Source organism: Sphingopyxis sp. (assembly GCF_036675685.1).
Lineage (GTDB): Bacteria > Pseudomonadota > Alphaproteobacteria > Sphingomonadales > Sphingomonadaceae > Sphingopyxis.
In genome coordinates this window covers 55080-69913 of sequence record NZ_JAKFEM010000015.1, presented here as the reverse complement: position 1 = coordinate 69913, position 14834 = coordinate 55080, and the positions used below count along the sequence as shown (strand labels likewise).

Here is a 14834-nt window from a genome sequence, read left to right as displayed (position 1 = left end):
GCCTTCCTCGGCGGCGAGGATCGCCTCGCCATGCTCGCCGACGTCGGCGGCGTCCTCGATATGGAGCGACCAGTCGCTGCCGGTCCACCAGGTGACAAATCCTGTTTTCAGGTCATTGCCCGTCAGCAGTTTCATGTAAAATCCCTTATTTGTTCGGCAACGCCCGCCGCGCCGAGGCAGTCGAGCGCATCGGCGCGCGCCGCGACCTTGCCAACGATGATGAGCGAAGGGCTCTGCACCTTTTCGCGTGCGACGAGGTCGCCGAGGTCGGTGAGCAGCGTGCGCAGGACACGGGCGTCGGCGGTCGTACCGCGCTCGATCACCGCAACCGGCAGGCCCGGCGAAACGCCGTCGGCGATCAGCTTGTCGGCGATCGCCGAGGCGGTCGCGAGGCCCATGTAGATGACTAGCGTGCGGCCATGACCCGCGAGCCCCGACCAATCCTGATCGGTGAGGTCCTTGCACTGGCCGGCGACGAAGCTGACCGCGCTCGCATCTTCGCGATGGGTGAGGGGGAGGCCCGCCTGCGCGGCACAGCCCGCGGCGGCGGTGATGCCGGGGACGACTTCGCACGCCACACCGGCTTCGCGCGCGGCATCGAGTTCCTCGCCGCCACGGCCGAAGATGAAGGGATCGCCGCCCTTGAGCCGCACGACCTGCTTGCCGGCGAGCGTCTCGCGGACGAGCAGTTCGTTGATGAGGTCCTGCTTCATCGTGTGCCGGCTGCGCTGTTTCGCGACGCTGATCCGCTCGATATGCGGCGGGATCAGCGCGAGCACGCCTTCGCCGACGAGCCCGTCATGGACAATCAGGTCGGCGCTTGCCAGCAGCCGCGCGGCGCGCAGTGTCAGCAGGTCGGGATCACCGGGGCCGGCGCCGACGAGCCAGAGCTTGCCGGCAGGAGGGAGAGTCTTTTCCATGCACGGTAAATGGTCGCGCGCCGCCCGCATGGCAAAGCAGGCTTTTTTGGCGCCGATGAAGGTAAAATTGCCTCCCCATCTTTGTCATCCCGGACTTGATCCGGGGCCCATGCTTCCATCGCCCGAATGAATGCCGGATCAAGTCCGTCATGACGAAGGGGTCTAGAGGTAGCTCTTGGTCACCAGTTGCGACCCTTCGGGATCGCGCAGGCCGACACCGATCGACGCGCGCATCGCATCGCTTTCGGCCGACGCCACCGGGTAGGCGCAATAGTCGGCGGCGTAAAAGGCGCTTGGCCGATGGTTGCCCGACAGGCCGACGCCGCCGAAGGGCGCGGCGGACGAGGCGCCGTTGGTCGGGCGGTTCCAGTTGATGACCCCGGCGCGGGCATTCGCCCAGAACTGGTCGTAAAGCTGCGGCGTGCCGCCGATCAGCGATGCCGACAAACCGAACGCCGTATTGTTCGCCTCGGCGATCGCGGCCTCGAAACTGTCGACGCGGATGACCTGGAGCAGCGGGCCGAACAGCTCGATATCGGGGCGTTCGGGCATCGCCGTCACGTCGATGATCCCGGGGGTCAGGAAGGGACGTCCGGCGACCGGGCGGGTCATGTGGCGGATCACCTGGCCGCCGTTCGACATCAGGATCAGGAAGCTTTCGGTAAGGCCGTCGGCCGCCTCATTGTCGATGACCGGCCCCATATAGGGCGCGGGTTCGGCGTGCGGATGGTCGACGATCAGCCGGCCCGCCAGATCGCGCACCTCCTCGATCAGCTTGTCGGCGAGGCTGTCGCGGACGATCAGCCGCCGCGCGTTGCTGCACCGCTGTCCGGCACTGAGGAAGGCCGACTGGACGACGATGATCGCCGCGGTGCGCAGATCGGCGGTATCCCACACGACAATCGGATTATTGCCGCCCATTTCGAGCGCGAGCATCTTGCCCGGCTGGCCCGCGAACTGACGGTTGAGCGCGAGGCCGGTGCGCGCCGAGCCGGTGAAGAGCAGGCCGTCGATGCCCTCGTGCCCGGCGAGTGCCTTGCCCGTGTCGGGGCCGCCGATGATCAGGCGCAGCACCTCTTGCGGGACGCCGGCGCTGTGGAACAGCTCGACGAGCTTTGCGCCGACCGCCGGGGTCTTTTCGGAGGGTTTGAACAGCACCGAATTGCCCGCGATCAGCGCGGGGACGATATGGCCGTTCGGCAAGTGTGCCGGGAAATTATAGGGGCCGAGCACCGCGAGCGCGCCATGCGGCTTATGCCGCACCGCATTGCGCAGCCCCATCGCCCCTTCGATCCGCCGGTTGGGCGTGCGTTCGGCATAGGCTTTGACCGAAATGTCGACCTTGTTTGCGACCGATTCGACTTCGGTGCGCGCTTCCCACAGCGGTTTTCCGGTTTCGCGCGCGATCAGATCGGCAAGCGCCTCGCCCTCTGCCTTGACCCGATCGGCGAAGCGGCGCAGCGTTTCGGTGCGGAAGGTGACGGGTTTGGCGGCCCATTCGGGCCAGGCGCGGCGCGCGATTTCGACTTCGTCATCGATATTGCTGACCGGACCGCGCCAGAGCTCTTCGCCGGTTGCGGGTTCGAAGGAAAGCAGTGGCTCGCTCATGGTCGCCCCGCTCTTATCGGTGAAAGCGGGCGGCGGCAACCTGTCCGGCAGACCGATATGACGGATCACTTGCACCCTGCGGCGTGGTTGGCGATAGACGCGGACGAGTCCCGCGCGCCGGGACCGCGGAAAAACGCCGAGCAAAGGGGACGCGCCATTTTGGCAAAGCAGGACAGCCGTCGCGACTGGTCGGACCAATATTGGTGGTCGTCCGACGGCGTACGGCTGCATGCGCGTGTCTATGCGGGGCCGGAAGACACCGAAAACGCGCCGCCGGTCCTCTGCATGCCAGGTCTTGCCCGCAACGCCCGCGATTTCGAGAAGCTGGCACCGCATGTCGCCAGGCAGCGCAAAACGATCGTGATCGAATTCCGCGGCCGGGGCGAAAGCGCCTATGCCAAGGATCCGATGACCTATGTCCCACTGACCTATGTGCAGGATGTCGTCGCGATGCTGGGCGAACTCGGCATCGAGCGCTTTGCGGCGATCGGCACCTCGCTCGGCGGGCTGGTGTCGATGCTGATGGCGGCGACGTTGCCGGGGCGGCTGGTCGGCGCGGTGCTCAACGATGTCGGGCCCGAGCTCCAGACCGCGGGGCTCGAGCGGATTCGCGACTATATCGGCGCGGGCGGCAGCCAGCCGACGTGGATGCACGCCGCGCGCGCCTTTGCCGAGCTCAACGGCGCCATCTATCCCGGCTATGAAATCCACGACTGGCTGCGGCTGACCAAGCGCACCCACCGGCTGACCGCCGAGGGCCGCATCGTCACCGATTACGACAAACAGATCGCGGCGCCGCTGCGCGTGCCGGGCGGGGGCGATGCGGGGGTCGACCTGTGGCCGGCGTACCGCGCGCTGGGCAATGTCCCGCTGCTGATCCTGCGCGGCGAACTTTCGGACATATTGGCGCGGTCGGCGGGTGAGAAGATGGCCGCGGAATTGGCGCGGGCGCGGCTGGTCGAGGTGCCGGGGGTCGGCCATGCGCCGACGATGGACGAGCCCGAGGCGCTGGCCGCGATCGACGCGTGGGTAGCGGAACTGCCCGCCGCGTGACCGGCGCCAAACCCCCGGCGCGCCTGCTGCACCTTCATTCGAGCTTCTCGCTGGGCGGGAAAGAGGCGCGGGCGGTCCGATTGATGAATTTGATAGGCCCGCGCGCACGCCACACCATCCTGTCGGCTGTTCCCGATGCGCTGGGCGCGCGCGATGCGATCGACCCGGGGATCGACGTTATATTTCCGGCCGATGCGCCGCCGCTGCACGGCAAGCCGGGGCCGGCACGCTACCGCGATCTTGCGCGCTTTATGCGGCAGTTCGACCTGGTGCTCAGCTATAATTGGGGATCGATGGACGGGGTGATGGCGCACCGCATATTTGCACCTTTCCAAGACCTGCCGCCGCTGATCCATCATGAGGACGGGTTCAACGAGGATGAGAGCGTCAGGCGCAACTGGAAACGCAACGCCTTTCGCCGTCTCGCGCTGCCAACCGCCGAGGCGCTGGTCGTGCCGTCGGCACTGCTCGAGCGGATCGCGGCGGACGAGTGGGGCGCACGGCGGCGCACGGTGGTGATCCGCAACGGGATCGACACCGAGGCTTATGAAGCCAAACCATCGGTCGCGATTGCGGGGCTGGAACGGCGCGAGGGCGACGTCGTGATCGGTACCGTCGCCGGGCTGCGCAAGGTCAAGGATCTGCCGCGGCTCATCCGGGCGGTCGCGACATTACCCGCAAATGTCCGGCTGGTCGTCGTCGGCGAGGGACCCGAACGCGCGGCGATTGCGGCCGAAGCAGCGGCATGCGGCCTTGCCGACCGGCTCGTGATGCCGGACTTTATGGCCGAACCCGCGCGCTGGATCGGCCATTTCGACCTGCTGGCGCTATCCTCGCGCAGCGAACAGGCGCCGATTGCGGTGATCGAGGCGATGGCGGCCGGATTGCCGGTGGTCAGCCCCGATGTCGGCGATGTCGCGGCTATGGTGGCAGAGGAAAATCGCCGCTTCATCGCGGCGGACGAAGCCGGGTTCCGCGCGGCATTGGCTGAACTAGCGGATAACGCGCCGCTGCGGGCGCAGGTCGGCGCCGCCAACCGCCGCGTTGCCGCCGAACGCTTCGACGAATCTACCATGGTCGCCGCTTATGAAAATCTCTATGGTCGGGCGCTTGCTGGACGCCGCCTTTTCTCCGGGAATTAGGCGGCGCGCCCATTGACTTTCACGGCCGTGTTCCGCTTACGGAAACGGCAAAGGGGGCCGGTACGCGGGACGCGACCGGTGGAGAGAAAGAGACTTGGAATGTTCAAAGGTTTGAAGCCCATCCTTTACGGCGGACGCGAAGTCTGGCCGCTGGTCGAGGGCGGCAAGGGCGTTTCGGCGACCAACCATATGTCGAGCGGCGCCTGGGCCGCCGCGGGCGGCATCGGCACCGTGTCGGCGGTCAACGCTGACAGCTATGACGCCGAAGGCAAGATCGTCCCGCAGGTTTACAACGCGCTGACCCGGCGCGAGCGTCACGAAGAGCTGATCCAGTACGGCATCGAGGGCGCCGTGGCGCAGGTCGAACGCGCCTATGAGGTGTCGGGCGGCAAGGGTGCGATCAACATCAACGTCCTGTGGGAAATGGGCGGCGCCCAGCAGATCCTCGAGGGCGTGCTGGCGCGGACCAAAGGGATGGTGGCCGGTGTCACCTGCGGCGCGGGCATGCCGTACAAGCTCAGCGAAATCGCCGAGCGGCACAATGTGATGTATCTGCCGATCATCAGTTCGGCGCGCGCCTTTCGCGCGCTGTGGAAGCGCGCGTATCACAAGGTCCCGCACCTTTTGGGCGCGGTAGTTTACGAAGATCCGTGGCTCGCCGGCGGCCACAACGGCCTGTCGAACGCCGAAGATCCGCTGGTGCCGCAGGATCCTTATCCGCGCGTCGCGGCGGTGCGCGAGACGATGCGCGCCGAGGGCATCGCCGACAGCGTGCCGATCGTGATGGCGGGCGGCGTCTGGTATCTGCGCGACTGGGAGAATTGGATCGACAATCCCGAGCTTGGCCAGATTGTCTTCCAGTACGGCACGCGGCCGCTGCTGACCGAAGAAAGCCCGATCCCGCAGGCGTGGAAGGATCGTCTCCGCACGCTCGACGACGGCGATGTGCTTTTGCACCGCTTTTCGCCTACCGGTTTTTACTCGAGCGCGGTGCGCACGCCCTTTCTGCGCGACCTCGAAGCGCGTTCGGAGCGCCAGATTCCTTACTCGAAGCAGGAAGCCGGCGATCATATCGTCCAGCTCGATGTCGGGGTGAAGGGCAAGAATTTCTGGGTCACCCCGCACGACCGCGCCCGCGCGCGCGACTGGGCGGCCGAAGGCTATACCGAGGCGCTGAAGACCCCCGACAACACGGTCGTCTTCGTCACCGACGATGACAAGGCGGTGATCCGCAAGGACCAGACCGATTGCATGGGCTGCCTGTCGCATTGCGGCTTTTCGTCGTGGAAGGACCATGACGATTACACTACCGGCTACCTCGCCGATCCGCGCAGCTTCTGTATCCAGAAGACGCTGCAGGACATCGCGCACGGCGGCGATCCCGAACAAAACCTGATGTTTGCGGGCCACGCCGCGTTCAACTTCAAGACCGATCCGTTCTATTCGAACAACTTCACCCCGACGGTGAAGCAGCTGGTGGATCGGATCTTGACGGGGGATTGATGACGTCGCCCTAAAAACGCGTCGTCATTGCGAGCGAAGCGAGCGGTCTGGAACCACGTCGAGCGGAACTACGCCCACCCTTCCAGCACCTGATCGGGCGGCCGATGCCCGTCGCACCAGGCACGGATGTTCGCGATGACCTTTTCGCCCGAGGCCTCACGCCCCTCGATCGTCGCCGAGCCGAGGTGCGGGAGCAGCACGACGTTGTCGAGCGCGAGCAGCGCGGGGTCGACCGCGGGTTCGTGGGTGTAGACGTCGAGCCCCGCACCCGCGATGCGGCCGGTCTGGAGCGCCGCGACCAGCGCCTTTTCGTCGACGATCTCGCCGCGCGCGGTGTTGATCAGGTAAGCGGTCGGCTTCATCGCGCCGATGCGCGCGGCGTTGACCATCTCGTGTGTCTCGCTCGTGTGCGGGCAGTGGAGCGTCACGATGTCGCTGATGCGCAGCAGCGTGTCGACGCTGGCGTGATAGCTTGCGCCCAGCTCCTCCTCGATCGCTGCGGGCAGGCGTTTGCGGTTATGATAGTGGATCGACAGGCCAAAGGCGCGTGCACGGTGCGCGACCGCAAGGCCGATGCGCCCCATGCCGACGATGCCGAGCAATTTGCCGCCGACGCGGTGGCCAAGCATCGTGCTCGGCGCCCAGCCGGCCCATTTGCCCGAACGCATCAGCTTCTCGCCCTCGGCAAGGCGGCGCGGAACCGAGAGGATCAGCGCCATCGTCATGTCGGCGGTATCTTCGGTAAAGACCCCCGGGGTGTTCGACACCATGATGCCCTTCGCGCGCGCGGCCGCAAGGTCGATATGGTCGACGCCGGCACCGAAATTGGCGATCAGCTTTAGCCGCTCGCCGGCGGCCGCGAGGATGTCGGCATCGATCTTGTCGGTGACGGTCGGCACCAGCACGTCGCAGTCGGCAACGGCGGCCCGAAGCTCGCTTTCGGCATAGGCATGATCGTGCGCCGACAGCGCGACGTCGAACAATTCGGCCATGCGCGCCTCGACATGCGGCATCAATTGGCGGGTGACGATGACGCGCGGGCGTTTCGGGCGGGATGAATCGGGCATGGCCGCCGATAGAGCGCGCCGATGCTTGAGGGTCAAGGGGCAGTGGCTCATCTTCTCTGTGGACGGCCAACCGTTTGCCTGCTGCGGCCGGTTGATAAGTGGCGCCGATTTTGACAAGGGAGGGCGATGACCAGCCGAAAATTTGCAATGATATTGCTCAGCCTTGCCGCCGTGGGACCGGCGGCGGCGCAATCCGATCCCAAATTGCCCTATTGGGCGTCGATCAGCGTCGACGAGGCGCGGATGCGCAAGGGGCCGTCGCCCGACGTTCCGGTCATCTGGGAATATCGGCGTAAGGACCTGCCGGTAAAGGTGATCGCGCGCTTTGAAACCTGGCGCAAGATTGAGGATCCCGACGGGACGCAGGGCTGGATGGCGGCGCGACTGCTCAGCCGCACGCGCACCGCGATCGTCACCGGCGAAATCCGGCCACTGCGCGACGAGGCGAGCCTGTCCGCAGCGGTGGCCTATCGCGCTGAGCCCGGCGTCGTCGGCCGTATCACCGAATGCGCGAACGGCTGGTGCCTGTTCGACGTGAAGGGCCGCAAGGGCTGGATCCAGGCCGACCATATCTGGGGCGATTGATCCGCGGCCACGAAGAAAGGGCCGGACGGTTTCCCGCCCGGCCCCTGCATGGCTTACCGGTTAGCGCCGCCAGTTGAAGTGGTTGCGATAGACCCGGATAACCCGGCCGTTGCGCTCGTTGACCAGCAACAGGTCATTGTAATGGCGCACATAGATCAGGTTACGACCCGCGCGCGGCACGCCCCAGCGACTGTCCCAGCTCGGACGATAGGCCGGAGCATAATAGTTCGAGCGCAAGGTCGCGCCGGCGCGGAACTGCTGATAGCGGAAGGGCGCGCGATAGTTCGAATAGCGGCGATCCTGGCGCCAGTCGCGGCGGTCTTCGCGCAGCTCCTGACGCGCATCGCGAACTTCGCGGCGTTCCTCACGGACATCGCCGCGGTCGCCATAGCGCTGCGCATTGCGCAGCTCGCGCTGCTCTTCGCGGACGTCGCGGCGGTCTTCGCGGATCTCGCGGGTCTGCGCCTGCGCCATGGCGGGCACCATCATCGCGGCGATCAGACCGGCGGTGAGAAATTTGCTCTTCATTGTGCCATTCCTTTCAATCGGTCAGGGGGAGGGGATCTGCCCGATGACAAACATGGAATAGGCGAGTCGGTTTGAACGGCGCCGGAATGCGCCGTTTATTTTCAGGACATTAGTGTCGCAAATTGTCGCGGGATTTACGACGAAACGGCGCCGTCTTGCGACGGCGCCGCGCAACCTTTGTGGGAAGGGGTTTTAGACCAGCTCGATCGCCACCGCTGTCGCTTCGCCGCCGCCGATGCACAGGCTCGCGATACCGCGCGTCTTGCCGTGGCGCTGGAGCGCCGCGATCAGCGTCGTGATGATGCGCGTGCCGCTGGCGCCGATCGGGTGGCCGAGCGCGGTTGCGCCGCCGTGGACGTTGATCTTGTCGTGCGGGATGCCGAGGTCGTGCATCGCGAACATCGCGACGCAGGCGAACGCCTCGTTGACTTCGAACAGGTCGACGTCGCCGATCGACCAGCCGGTCTTGGCGAGCAGCTTGTTGATCGCGCCGACGGGGGCGACCGTGAAATCCTTGGGCTCCTGAGCGTGCGCGGCATGCGCGACCAGCCGGGCAACGGGCTTGGCGCCCTTGGCGTCGGCGACCGACTGGCGCGTCAGCACAACCGCGGCGGCGCCGTCGGAGATCGACGAACTGGTCGCGGCGGTGATCGTGCCATCCTTCGCAAAGGCGGGCTTCAGCGTCGGAATCTTGTCGGGCATCGCCTTGCCCGGCGCTTCGTCGGTGTCGACAATGACGTCGCCCTTGCGCCCCGCGATGGTCACCGGCGCGATTTCGGCGGCGAAGGCGCCGTCGGTGATGGCGCTCTTGGCGCGGCTCAGCGATTCAAGCGTGTAATCGTCCTGCGCCTGACGCGAGAGCTGATAGGCGTCGGCGGTATCCTGCGCGAAGGTGCCCATCGCGCGGCCGGCTTCGTAAGCATCTTCCAGCCCGTCGAGGAACATATGGTCATAGGCCGTATCATGGCCGATGCGCGCGCCGCCGCGATGCTTCTTGAGCAGGTAGGGCGCGTTGGTCATCGATTCCATGCCGCCCGCGACGATCAGGTCGACGCTGCCCGCGGCGAGCGCTTCGGCCCCCATGATCACGGTCTGCATGCCCGAACCGCAGACCTTGTTCACGGTGGTCGCCTGCACCGACTTGGGCAGGCCCGCCTTGATCGCGGCCTGCCGCGCCGGCGCCTGGCCGAGGCCGGCGGGAAGCACGCAGCCCATATAGATGCGCTCGATGTCGTCGCCGCTCACGCCCGCGCGCTCGACCGCCGCCTTCACCGCGGTGGCGCCAAGATCGGTCGCGCTCGCATCCGAAAGCGCGCCCTGCATGCTGCCCATCGGGGTGCGCGCATAGGAGAGGAAGACGACGGGATCGGTGGCGGTCATATCGAGAGACTCCGTAGGAGAAAGAAGGATCGGCGGCCCGATTAGCCGAAATGCTGCAAATGCGAAAGGGGCAGGAAAGCCGATCTCCCGGCCCCGTTTCCTTCGGAAGGAGAGCAGCAAAACCTTGGATCGCGAAGGGCGACCGCACGGCCACCGCCATGTCAAAGTTCAGTGAAGTTCAGCCCAATGACGATCCTGTCGGGCTGCCGCCCGCGATGACAGGCTGGGTGGATCGCGTGCCGGCGTGGGAAGGATGCTGCTCATCCGCAATCTTGAAGCATAGCGGGATATTGTAGGAAAGAGGTTTTCCGGGAGGGCGTTTGGGGGTTAAACTTTCACTGTACCGCGATGAACGACCGGAACGGGGTGGGGAGTGGGCGGTTGTTATCCCGGCTTCGTCATCCCGGGCTTGACCCGGGACCCGCCTTCCTTCTTCCCAACCGAGAAAAGACAAGGCAGGCCCCGGGTCAAGCCCGGGGTGACGAGAAGTTGGATGACTGCAACCGGTCGTTTCCCGACCATCCGCGTTCCCACGCGGCTCAGATGCGCCGCCGTCGGGACCGAGCCGCGGCCCCTTGGACCGCGCCGCGCGCGCAGGTTTCAACTTGCAACCGGCTGCGGGTCATGGTGAAGTCGCGCCAATTCGAAAAGGGAGATGGGTCATGGCCACCGCGATCAAGCAGGATGTTGCCGGGGAAACGCAGCGCATGCACGCGGTGCTCGCCGCACAAAAGGCCAGCTTTACTGCCGCCATGCCCGAAAGCCTGGCGGTGCGCACCGACCGTATCGACCGCGCGATCGCGCTGCTCGTCGACCATGCCGAGGATTTTGCCAAGGCAGTGAGCGAGGATTTCGGTCATCGCAGCCGCGAACAGACGCTGATGACCGACATCATGCCCTCGGTTAGCGCGCTCAAGCACGCCAAGAAGCATATGGCGAGCTGGGCGAAGGGCGAGAAGCGCAAACCGACCTTCCCGCTGGGTCTGCTGGGCGCGAAGGCCGAGGTGCAGTTCCAGCCCAAGGGCGTCGTCGGCATCGTCGCGCCGTGGAATTTCCCGGTCGGCATGGTTTTCGTGCCGATGGCGGGTGTGCTCGCGGCGGGCAATCGCGCGATGATCAAGCCGAGCGAGTTCACCGAGAATGTCTCGGCGCTGATGGCGCGGCTGGTACCCGACTATTTCGACGAAAGCGAGATGGCGGTGTTCACCGGCGATGCCGAGGTCGGGGTCGCTTTCTCGAAACTTGCGTTCGATCATATGATCTTCACCGGCGCGACGAGCGTCGGGCGCCACATCATGCGCGCCGCGGCGGACAATCTGGTCCCTGTCACGCTCGAACTCGGCGGCAAGTCGCCAACCTTCATCGGGCGCAGCGCGAACAAGGATCTCGTCGGCCAGCGCGTCGCGCTCGGCAAGATGATGAACGCGGGGCAAATCTGCCTCGCACCCGATTATCTCCTCGTCGCCGAAGACCAGGAGGGCGAGGTGATCGACAGCGTCACCAAGGGCGCGACGGCGCTTTATCCGACGCTGCTCGCCAATGACGATTACACCTCGGTCGTGAACACCCGCAATTACGACCGGCTGCAATCCTATCTCGCCGACGCGCGCGCGAAGGGCGCCGAGGTGATCGAGGTCAATCCGGGCGGTGAAGATTTCGCGAGCTCGAACGGCCACAAGATGCCGCTCCACATCGTCCGCAACCCGACCGACGACATGAAGGTGATGCAGGAGGAAATCTTCGGCCCGATCCTGCCGGTCAAGACCTACAAGACGATCGACGACGCGATCGACTATGTGAATGCGAACGACCGTCCGCTCGGCCTCTATTACTTCGGGCAGGACAAGAGCGAGGAAGATCGCGTGCTGACGCGGACGATCTCGGGCGGGGTGACGGTCAACGACGTCTTGTTCCACAATGCGATGGAGGATCTGCCCTTCGGCGGCGTCGGGCCGTCGGGGATGGGCAATTACCACGGCGTCGACGGGTTCCGCACCTTCAGCCACGCGCGCGCGGTCTATCGCCAGCCCAAGCTCGACGTCGCGGGGCTCGCGGGCTTCAAGCCGCCCTATGGCAAGGCGACCGCCAAGACGCTGGCGAAAGAGCTCAAGAAATAGCTTGGCAAGACAGGATGCTTCGCCTTAGGGGAAGCGCCGCGCCTTGGCGCCGTGCCCCTGTGGTGAAATTGGTAGACGCGCCGCACTCAAAATGCGGTTCCGCAAGGAGTGCTGGTTCGAGTCCGGCCAGGGGCACCACTTCGACGTGCAGAGGCCTCCATCAGCTTCTGAAAGCAGCGCATGATGAGCGATGTCGAGGAGGGAGCCCATGGCTGACGAAGTCGAACTGAAGCTCGAACTTTCGCGGGACGCGGCAGAAAAGGTCGAAAGCTCGGAACTCCTGGGGGGCGCTCCGCAGAAGATCAAGCAATTCGCGATCTATTTCGATACGCCCGACCAGCATTTGGCGAAGGCGGGTTTTTCGCTTCGCATCCGGCGCTCGGGCAAGAAGCGGATTCAGACGATCAAGGCCGACGGCATGAAGGCGGCAGGGCTGTTCGTGCGGCCCGAATGGGAACGCCCGGTCGACGACGATACGCCGATACTCGACGAAAAATCGCCATTGGCGGCGTTTCTGGGTGACGATGTTGCCGCCATTGCGCCTGTATTCGAAGTGAAGGTCCATCGGGCCCTGTGGGTTGTTGCGGAAGGCGAGGCGATCATCGAAGTGGTGCTCGATCGCGGCGAGGTTGTTGCCGCGGATCGCCGGTCCGAGATCTGCGAAATCGAGCTCGAGCTCAAATCCGGCGATCGTGCCGCGCTCTTCGATTTGGCTCGGAAGATCGACGGTGTCGCTGAATTTCGGCTCGGTGTGTCGAGCAAGGCGGAACGGGGTTACCGGTTGATCGGCCGCCACGCGGATATGGTCAAGGCGGCGCCCGTGATGCTCACCGGCGACATGACCGCGATACAGGCATTCCAGGCTATTCTCCAATCCTGCGTCCGGCAGTTCCGGCTCAACGAAACCCTGCTTCTGGCCGACAGCAACCCCGGCGCCCTACACCAGGCCCGCGTAGCCCTGCGCCGCCTGCGATCCGCCGTCACGATCTTCAAGCCGATCATCGGCGACGATGGCGCCGAAATTCGCGAGAATCTGCGCTGGCTTGCTTCGGAGCTGGCGCCCGCGCGCGATCTCGACGTCCTGCTCGAACGCGCTGGGGCTGGTTCGCTTCACGATTCCATCGCGGCGGCGCGAGATGATGCCTATGACCGGGCCTCCGACGCGCTTTCGACCCTTCGTGGGCGGCGGTTGATGTTCGATCTTGTGGCATGGCAGGCGTGCGGGGGCTGGGCGGGATCCTCGGGCGGTGCGTGCGACGGCAACCAGCCCGCGACGGAATTTGCGGCCGCGGCGCTTGACCGCTTTCGCCGCAGAGTGAAGCGCCGCGGGCGCGACATCGAACGCGCCGACGACGATGCGCGCCATGAGCTCCGCAAGAGTGCAAAGAAGCTGCGCTACGCTTCCGAATTCTTTTCCTCGCTGTTCGACGGCAAGCGCGAACGGCGCCGTTACAAACGATTCGTCTCGATGATGAAAGAGCTTCAGGACCAGCTCGGCGCGCTCAACGATCTCGCGACGGCACCCGATATTCTGGCCAGGCTCGACATGACGGACCATCCCGAAGCGAGGGACGTCCTCGCGGGCGGCGATAAAAAGAAGCTTCTGGAAGCGGCCGCGGAGGCGCACGAAGACCTTCTCGATGTAAAGCGTTTCTGGTGACAGCGTCTCGCGCTAGCGCGAACTTTCCTTCCGCCACGCGGGGCCCTTGATCGCGAGGCCGCGTTTTTCGAGTTGGTCGAGAACGCCGTCTTTCTCGGCGAGCACCCGGAGCGGCACGACGGCGAGCGTGACGCCGGGCTGCGCCGTTGCGTCGTGGATGGCGCCGACCCATTGCTGGCGAAGCGCGGGGCCGAAGCCGTCGTTGGTCCACGGCCAGCAGCGCCCAAGCGCCGCCTCGAGCGGGTTGGCCATCACCGCGGGCACGTCGAACCCGGTCCAGGCCTGGCCGCGTTCGACCACGATGCCGGGGCCAGCCTCGGTCGCGGTCATTGCGGCCTCGAGGCAGGGGATATGCGTTTCGGGCGCCGCGGCGAAGAGATTGTCGAGCATGTCTTCGCCGCGCACTTCGCCGACAGGCTGGGTGGGGGTTTTCGTGTTACGGGCAGCTTTGCGGACGACGTCGGATGCGTCGTCGGCGGTATCGCGATTGAACGCGAGGCGCTTCGACAGCAGGTCGAAAGCCGTCATCAGGAAGTTCTGCCGGGCGTAATCCTGATCGAACCGGCTTTCGAGCGCACCCAGCCGCTTCATCTGCTGCGGTTCCAGATAGTCGGCTGCGGAGCGCCCCTTTGGCAATTTGGTGAGGCCGCCGCCGCGGAAGATGAGCCGGAAAATATCGCCGGGCGATACTTTCGCCTTGGTTCCCAGGATGATCCGTTGCGCGCGCTCGGTCGCGCCTTCCAGCCGTTCGGGACGCCATGGCGTCGCCTTGGGGATTTCGGCGATCTCGCCAACGAGGATGATGACGCCGGCGCGCGTCTCGATCGTCCACATCGGGGCGCCCGAACGGCGCGCGGTCACCACGATCTCGTCATTCGCATTGGCCGGCGCCGCCGTTTCCTGTGCGGTGGCCGGGCGTGGCGCGATGGTTGCCGCCGTCCCCGCCGCAAGCAATATGGTCAAAAGGCCTGTCGTCTTCATCCGGTCGCTCCAGCCTCGCGCATATTTCCCGCGCTGTGTCCAACGCCAATGGCCCCACTTTGGCACTTAATCCAGACGCTTTGGCACCGTTAAATTATGCAAAATGCGAAATTAGGCATGGCTGGCGATCAAACTGTCTCCCGGAGTTTGGGCCGTTCTGTTGAAATCATGTTAATCAGGATGCGCAATATGATTGAATAATAAGCGAAATTCCTATATTATCGCTGGGAATATTTTTAGTATTATGCAGTATTGATAGGTACTTACTGTTTCTGTCTGACGCTGTTTCG

Annotated in this window: 13 protein-coding genes and 1 tRNA gene; 7 read left to right on the top strand and 7 right to left on the bottom strand. The window is 65.1% G+C overall.

Annotated elements, in window-relative coordinates; genetic code table 11:
- The 3 genes from V6M50_RS06990 to astD all read right to left on the bottom strand — a co-directional run.
- The coding region (locus tag V6M50_RS06990) for a DUF2849 domain-containing protein (protein WP_332817835.1) at nt 1-135 on the bottom strand (135 nt) is incomplete at its 3' end.
- Entirely contained in the window at nt 132-920 is a 789-nt protein-coding gene (gene cobA / locus V6M50_RS06985; RefSeq protein ID WP_332817832.1) for a uroporphyrinogen-III C-methyltransferase, read from the bottom strand. The genes V6M50_RS06990 and cobA, both read right to left, overlap by 4 nt.
- 162 nt (nt 921-1082) lie before the next feature.
- Nucleotides 1083-2528, bottom strand: coding sequence for a succinylglutamate-semialdehyde dehydrogenase (astD, locus tag V6M50_RS06980; RefSeq protein WP_332817831.1), 1446 nt, complete (start codon nt 2526-2528; stop codon nt 1083-1085).
- 159 nt (nt 2529-2687) lie between these two features.
- Here astD and V6M50_RS06975 point away from each other — a divergent pair, with 159 nt between their 5' ends.
- The 3 genes from V6M50_RS06975 (at nt 2688) to V6M50_RS06965 (ending at nt 6226) form a co-directional block, all read left to right on the top strand.
- On the top strand, nt 2688-3581 hold the full coding sequence (locus tag V6M50_RS06975) for an alpha/beta fold hydrolase (RefSeq protein ID WP_332817830.1): 894 nt from the start codon (nt 2688-2690) through the stop codon (nt 3579-3581).
- A gap of 83 nt (nt 3582-3664) precedes the next feature.
- Nucleotides 3665-4723, top strand: a complete 1059-nt coding sequence (locus V6M50_RS06970; RefSeq protein WP_332817829.1) for a glycosyltransferase family 4 protein — start codon at nt 3665-3667, stop codon at nt 4721-4723.
- Between the two features lie 99 nt (nt 4724-4822).
- Nucleotides 4823-6226 carry an NAD(P)H-dependent flavin oxidoreductase gene (locus V6M50_RS06965; protein ID WP_332817828.1) on the top strand — a complete coding sequence of 468 codons (1404 nt, stop codon included), beginning with the start codon at nt 4823-4825 and terminating at the stop codon, nt 6224-6226.
- A gap of 68 nt (nt 6227-6294) precedes the next feature.
- Here the strand turns inward: V6M50_RS06965 and V6M50_RS06960 are convergent, their stop codons facing one another.
- A complete protein-coding gene (locus V6M50_RS06960) occupies nt 6295-7293 on the bottom strand; it encodes a 2-hydroxyacid dehydrogenase (protein WP_332817827.1) in 999 nt (332 codons plus the stop codon).
- 126 nt (nt 7294-7419) lie between these two features.
- Here V6M50_RS06960 and V6M50_RS06955 point away from each other — a divergent pair, with 126 nt between their 5' ends.
- Nucleotides 7420-7878, top strand: a complete 459-nt coding sequence (locus V6M50_RS06955; protein ID WP_332817826.1) for an SH3 domain-containing protein — start codon at nt 7420-7422, stop codon at nt 7876-7878.
- A 60-nt stretch (nt 7879-7938) separates the two neighbouring features.
- Here the strand turns inward: V6M50_RS06955 and V6M50_RS06950 are convergent, their stop codons facing one another.
- Entirely contained in the window at nt 7939-8406 is a 468-nt protein-coding gene (locus tag V6M50_RS06950; RefSeq protein WP_332817825.1) for a DUF1090 family protein, read from the bottom strand.
- Nucleotides 8407-8598: 192 nt separating this feature from the next.
- Entirely contained in the window at nt 8599-9786 is a 1188-nt protein-coding gene (locus tag V6M50_RS06945; RefSeq protein ID WP_332817824.1) for an acetyl-CoA C-acyltransferase, read from the bottom strand.
- Nucleotides 9787-10448: 662 nt separating this feature from the next.
- Between V6M50_RS06945 and V6M50_RS06940 the strand changes: the two genes are divergently transcribed.
- From V6M50_RS06940 to V6M50_RS06930, 3 genes are all read left to right on the top strand, one after another.
- Nucleotides 10449-11903: a coniferyl aldehyde dehydrogenase gene (locus V6M50_RS06940; protein ID WP_332817823.1), complete on the top strand. Its 1455-nt coding sequence runs from the start codon at nt 10449-10451 to the stop codon at nt 11901-11903.
- Nucleotides 11904-11956: 53 nt separating this feature from the next.
- Nucleotides 11957-12041 (top strand) — tRNA-Leu (locus V6M50_RS06935).
- Nucleotides 12042-12111: 70 nt separating this feature from the next.
- Complete coding sequence (locus V6M50_RS06930) at nt 12112-13563, top strand: CYTH and CHAD domain-containing protein (protein ID WP_332817822.1); 1452 nt, start codon at nt 12112-12114, stop codon at nt 13561-13563.
- Nucleotides 13564-13575: 12 nt separating this feature from the next.
- Here the strand turns inward: V6M50_RS06930 and V6M50_RS06925 are convergent, their stop codons facing one another.
- A complete protein-coding gene (locus V6M50_RS06925) occupies nt 13576-14544 on the bottom strand; it encodes a TraB/GumN family protein (RefSeq protein WP_332817821.1) in 969 nt (322 codons plus the stop codon).
- Nucleotides 14545-14834: the final 290 nt, after the last annotated feature.